This is a genomic window from Clostridium tarantellae (assembly GCF_009295725.1).
GTDB lineage: Bacteria > Bacillota > Clostridia > Clostridiales > Clostridiaceae > Sarcina > Sarcina tarantellae.
The window spans coordinates 1-4,640 of the sequence record NZ_WHJC01000269.1; the positions used below are offsets into that span (position 1 = coordinate 1).

Genomic DNA, 4,640 nt, shown 5'->3' on the forward strand with positions numbered 1-4,640 from the left:
CACGCCGCCAGCGTTCATCCTGAGCCAGGATCAAACTCTCAAATTAAAAGTTTAATCATTTACTCATATTACTTATAAAAGAATTGCTGGTTTACTTAAATTTATCTGTTTAATTTTCAAAGATCATTTCTTTCATTTATCTTGTCACCCTCAAGCGACTTTCTTATCTTATCACTAATAAGTTTTTATGTCAACAACTTTTCAAAAACTTTTTAACTTAATTTTAAGTTTCATTTAAGTTTTTGTTGCTACTCATCAGCGACGAGATTTATCTTATCATTTTATTTAATATTATTAATAATCAAATTTAGCTTTTTTAGAAATTTAACTCTTAATTTCTATTATTTATTTTATATTACTATGTTTTTCTATTAATGATACACTAGGAGGTGTGTTACTAACATGTTTTACTGTCCATTATCATAAATCTAAATAATTTCCATAAAAGTTTAATTATTCAATTAACATTAAAATAATATTATTACTTTATAACTCCTATAGACAATAAAAAATTCACATATGCTTTTTTAATATATATGAACATTTAATATTAATTTAACTATAAACATAACACTTTACGTATTATATAACTAAAGCTTCATAACATTTTAGTTATATTTAAATTATGTTTATGTATTTCATCACTATATAAAATTGCATATCAATAAATATAATATTTTTTAATTTGTTTCTTAAACAATTCACTTTCTCTATCTATTATTTTAAAAAATTCTTCAATACTCTTTTGATCTTCCCTCAAAGACTTATCTCCATATAAATTATCTATAAAATTATTAGAAGTAAATTTAAATTCATTTTTATACTTATTTTTCAAAGTAATAACCATAGCAACTCCTATTTTTACTGGATTAACAGTTTTTCTGTCTGTAATATGTATCTGAACTCCTCCACATTCCTTATCATTTAAAACTCCATCATCTTTACTATATTTAGAGCTTGTAGGTTTAAATGATATAGGTCTAAACTTAACACCTGTTAAATTTAAATTATTTAAATCATTGGCAAAATTTAAAGAATTAATCCATGGAGCTCCTATTATTTCAAATGGTTTAGTTGTTCCTCTTCCTTCTGATACATTAGTACCTTCAAATAAACAAGTACCAATATATGCAAGTGCTGAATCTAAAGTAGGTATATTAGGAGAAGGCATTACCCATGTTTTTAGATTTGTTTCATCATAATACATATCTCTACTCCAATTTGTCATAGAAATAACTTTTAAATCACAATTAATCTTAAATTCCTTATTAATAAAATTAGCATATTCTCCTATAGTCAATCCATATCTTTGAACTATAGGATATTTTCCAACTAAAGAACTATAATCTTTATTTAAATAAATTCCTTGAACTTGATTTCCACCTAAAGGATTTGGTCTATCAAAAACAACAAAAGTTTTATTATTTTTTGCACAAGCTTCCATAGCATATGCTAATGTATTTATATAAGTATAAAATCTTGCTCCTACATCTTGTATGTCATAAGCTAAAATATCAATATTATTTAACATATTTGAAGTTGGTTTTTTATTTTTTCCATAAAGACTATATACCGGTAATCCTGTTATTACATCAATCTCATCTCTTATATTATCACCGGCAGATATATTCCCCCTTATGCCATGTTCTACAGAAAATAAAGTAGTTAAATTAGTTTTTCTATTTAAAATATCAATAGTACTCATAAAATTACTATCAATTCCTGAAGGATTAGTTATAAGTCCAACTTTTTTATCTCTAAATATATCTATATTTTCATCTATATTATCTATACCTAGTTTTACAACCATATCTTCAGCTGCTTTAGTAGTGAAAGATAAAAAACAAATACTTATAATAAAAATGCTAATTGTTTTAATATAAATCAACTCTTTATTTTTCATAATAATCCTCTCTTTTTAAAATTAGTTTTAACACATATGCCCAACCTAAACTTACATTATAGTTATTTCATTTATTAAATAATTTTATTTTTACTTTTATTTAGATACAATTATTACCACTTAAATTTTTATTATCTTCACATTTTTAGTAATCTAAAACAAATATCTATTAAATATGGTAATATATCTTAAAAGATAACTTAATTTATTTTGTGTAGTAGGAGAGATATTATGCTAAAAGAAAAAAAATATATACTTTTTGATTTAGATGGTACTATAACTAACTCAAAATTAGGAATAACAAAATCGGTACAATATTCACTTAAACACTTTAACATTAATGTAGAAAACTTAGATGATTTATGCACTTTTATAGGTCCACCTCTTAAGGATTCATTTATGAAGTTTTATGTATTTGAAGAAACTAAAGCTTTAGAAGCTATAAGTAAATATAGAGAATACTTTGTTGAAAAAGGTATTTATGAAAATGAGCTTTATGAAAATATAGTAGATGCTTTAAGCATTTTAAAAGAAAAAGAAAAAACTATTATACTAGCTACCTCAAAGCCAAAAATATTTGCTGAAAAAATTCTTCAACACTTTAATCTTGCACACTATTTTTCTTATGTATGTGGAAGTGAACTTGATGGAAAAAGGACTAAGAAAGGAGATGTTATAAAACATGTTCTTAAAGAAAATAATATTACAGATATGAATAGTGTTATTATGATTGGTGATAGAGAACATGATGTTATAGGGGCTAAAGAATCAAATATAGATTGCATTGGTGTTCTTTATGGATTTGGTGATTATGAGGAATTATCCAAAGCTGGTGCTGTTTATATTGTTAATGATATTAATGAATTAAAGAAGCTTTTTTACTAAATAAAAATAGAAGTGGTGTTAATAAGTTAAATTTTTCCACTTCTATTTTGAATCACTTTACAATTATATTATCTCACATATTTTGCCTAATGAAAAAATAAAAAAATTATATTCTTTTATTAGACAAACATATATATTACTCCAATATAAATTTTTATAGTTAAATGAGCTACTATACACGTTATGACATTTTTAGTTTTAAAGATAATCACACTTAAAACTATATCCATTATGAAGGCTGTTACTATTTTAAATAAGCCTTTATGGTAATATAAGATAAAAAATTAGATAAACAAATTATTGCAGATACTTTAGGGAATAAATATGATTTCAGCATTTTTAAACAAAACCTTCTAAGATAATAATTCTTTTACTAATGATCCTACTATTATAATTGCCATAAAATATATAAAAGTAGTTATTACAGAAATACGTTGTTTTTTTTAGCATGCTAATTCACTTATCCTCATTATATATTCATAAACTATATTTTTATCGTTGCAATTACTTAAAATTTTTATAAGTTCCTCATCTTCTATTAATCTCATTATTTGCATCATTATACTCACATAAGATTTTTCATTTTCAGTTGCTAAAGTAATAAATATTTTTATTCCTTTTTTATCATATATATCTATAGAATTTTTTAATGTTGTAATTGTAATACCAAATCCATTAACATTCTGTACATACTTAGCATGTGGCATAGCAATTCCTTCATTTATTACAATATATGGTCCTAAAGTTTCAATATTTTCTATCATATTTTTTATATAACTTTCATTTATTGTACCTTTGTTTAATAATGGCAAAGCACTAATTCTTATTGCCTCTCTCCATTCATTAACATCAACATTTAAATTAATACAGTCTAATTCAATAAAATTTGATATGCTTTGTATCTCTTTTTCTTTAATTGTAAAATAATTATTTAATTGTTTTTTTAGTTCATAAGCATTTTTTATTTCACAATTTTTATCTATAATTTTAAATATATCACCTATAAATTTATTATCATAAGTAAAATTAGCATCTTTTAAATAACTCCTTATTTTATTTAAATCCTGATCATTCAATAATGGAGTAACTACTATATGTGGTATATTAATATCCTCTTCAATAGGAACCGTACTTATTATAATATCTACTATTTTTTTGTTAATAAATTCTTTTATATTATGAACTGATGTAACCCCTAAAATATTTGCATGAAATTTTTCTGATAATTTACAACTTAATAACCTTCCTGTAGCAAATCCTGTTGAACATGCTATTAAAACATTTTTTTTATTCTTATTGCAATTTTTTCTTACTCTTTCTATAGCTGATTGAAAATAAAGAGTTAAATATCCAATCTCATCTTCACTTACTTCTCTATCATATTTTCTTTCAATAAATTTACTACAATCTTTTACTATATAAAATAAATTATCATAGTTTTCTTTTATATTATCTAATATAGCATTTTTAGTATTTATACCTATCTTTATTCTAAATAGAGCCGATTTCATATGTTTTAAAATTCCCTGATACAAACTAATATCAGTTCTTAAGTTCATTTTTAATATTTTTTCAACATTAGTTATTAATTCATTAGTTACGCACTCTACTTCATAATAATTTACTCCTTCTAAAACATCACAATTATCTGAACTACTAGAAAAAATTTGCGCAATCAAATATTTTCTTTCATCTTTATCTAACTTAACTCTAAAATACTTTTCTATTTCTTCAATAAAATTTGTGATTACTATAGTTTCACTTTTTTCTATTATTTCTATATCATAGCTTATATTATTTTGTATTTTTTTCTTCATAAAAACTCTACTTATAGTAACCAAATTATTAATTG

Annotated in this window: 4 protein-coding genes; 1 reads left to right on the forward strand and 3 read right to left on the reverse strand. The window is 23.0% G+C overall.

The window, feature by feature from the left end; translation table 11 throughout:
• Positions 1–661 precede the first annotated feature (661 nt).
• Entirely contained in the window at positions 662–1,903 is a 1,242-nt protein-coding gene (locus GBZ86_RS12980) for an exo-beta-N-acetylmuramidase NamZ family protein (protein WP_207707454.1), read from the reverse strand.
• A 231-nt stretch (positions 1,904–2,134) separates the two neighbouring features.
• Here GBZ86_RS12980 and GBZ86_RS12985 point away from each other — a divergent pair, with 231 nt between their 5' ends.
• Positions 2,135–2,788 (forward strand): HAD family hydrolase, encoded by a 654-nt coding sequence (locus tag GBZ86_RS12985; protein WP_152891294.1) that lies wholly within the window; start codon positions 2,135–2,137, stop codon positions 2,786–2,788.
• A gap of 119 nt (positions 2,789–2,907) precedes the next feature.
• On the opposite strand, the gene GBZ86_RS18730 is transcribed toward GBZ86_RS12985, so the two are convergent.
• Together GBZ86_RS18730 and GBZ86_RS12995 are read right to left on the reverse strand one after the other, a co-directional pair.
• Entirely contained in the window at positions 2,908–3,066 is a 159-nt protein-coding gene (locus tag GBZ86_RS18730; RefSeq protein WP_422678927.1) for a CPBP family glutamic-type intramembrane protease, read from the reverse strand.
• Positions 3,067–3,231: 165 nt separating this feature from the next.
• Positions 3,232–4,640: BglG family transcription antiterminator (locus tag GBZ86_RS12995; protein WP_207707455.1), on the reverse strand; the 1,409-nt coding region annotated here is incomplete at its 5' end.

Excerpts from the sequence above, each read along its gene's own strand:
- GBZ86_RS12980 (WP_207707454.1), bottom strand. The coding sequence starts at position 1,903 with ATGAAAAATAAAGAGTTGATTTATATTAAAACAATTAGCATTTTTATT.
- GBZ86_RS12985 (WP_152891294.1), top strand. The coding sequence starts at position 2,135 with ATGCTAAAAGAAAAAAAATATATACTTTTTGATTTAGATGGTACTATA.